Raw genomic sequence first — 719 nt, 5'->3', positions numbered from 1 at the left:
GGGGTTAAATGTCGGTAACTCAAAACTTCCACCTTCGAGGCGCTTGTAGTACAGAAGAAAGCCATCGCCATCCCAACGCAGTATTTTTACACTTTGTCGGTTTTTACCAAAGAATAAAAAGATATCTCCGGAAACGGGAGACAAGTCCTTCATTTCCGATCGTATAATTTTGAATAAACCGTCAATGCCAAGGTTCATACGAACAAAGCCCTGGTACAGATAGTAGCGATTGGCTGATGTTAGAGAATACATGGATCTCCCTCCGTTCTTTCGTAATCGCGCAACATTTTAATAACACCACCGGGTGTGGCCCGTTTGACCGAAATGGTGGTTCCACTGTTAAAGGTGATTGTGATCCCGGCAAGACTAAACTCTTCTTCCGACAACATGGCGGGTGATATTTGAGTGAATGAAGGAGAGGAAGTTGTCGGTTGGGAGGGTTCAACGCCGCCATAATAATCACGGACCACATCTGCCTTGGCTTGTTTAACGCTATAGCCCCGTCTGGACATCCAGGAACTCATACCACCAAAAGTGGTATGCTGATCGCGGCAAACATCGGCTAAAGAACAATTGTAGTCTACTTTCAATACTTCAAGGAAATGTTTCCAAGTTTTTCCAAATCGATTTTCTGCTAAATCCATAATGCTTCATTTTTATACATCGCAAAAATATAAGAATGAAAAAAGGGCGACAAGATAGAATCGCGGAGACGCTTA

General features: G+C 43.3%; 2 protein-coding genes. Both read right to left on the bottom strand.

Features of this window, described 5'->3' with window-relative positions; all coding sequences use genetic code 11:
* Window positions 1–252: IS66 family insertion sequence element accessory protein TnpB (tnpB, locus tag HMPREF0106_RS00040; protein WP_009041338.1), on the bottom strand; the 252-nt coding region annotated here is incomplete at its 3' end.
* Window positions 240–644 carry a hypothetical protein gene (locus HMPREF0106_RS00045; RefSeq protein ID WP_009041337.1) on the bottom strand — a complete coding sequence of 135 codons (405 nt, stop codon included), beginning with the start codon at window positions 642–644 and terminating at the stop codon, window positions 240–242. The genes tnpB and HMPREF0106_RS00045, both read right to left, overlap by 13 nt.
* Window positions 645–719: the final 75 nt, after the last annotated feature.

It is taken from the genome of Bacteroides sp. D22 (genome assembly GCF_000163675.1).
GTDB lineage: Bacteria > Bacteroidota > Bacteroidia > Bacteroidales > Bacteroidaceae > Bacteroides > Bacteroides xylanisolvens.
This window is presented reverse-complemented; position numbering and strand designations above follow the sequence as displayed.

Bases quoted from the DNA above. Each gene is read 5' to 3' on its own strand.
- HMPREF0106_RS00045 (WP_009041337.1), bottom strand. From the start codon at position 644: ATGGATTTAGCAGAAAATCGATTTGGAAAAACTTGGAAACATTTCCTT.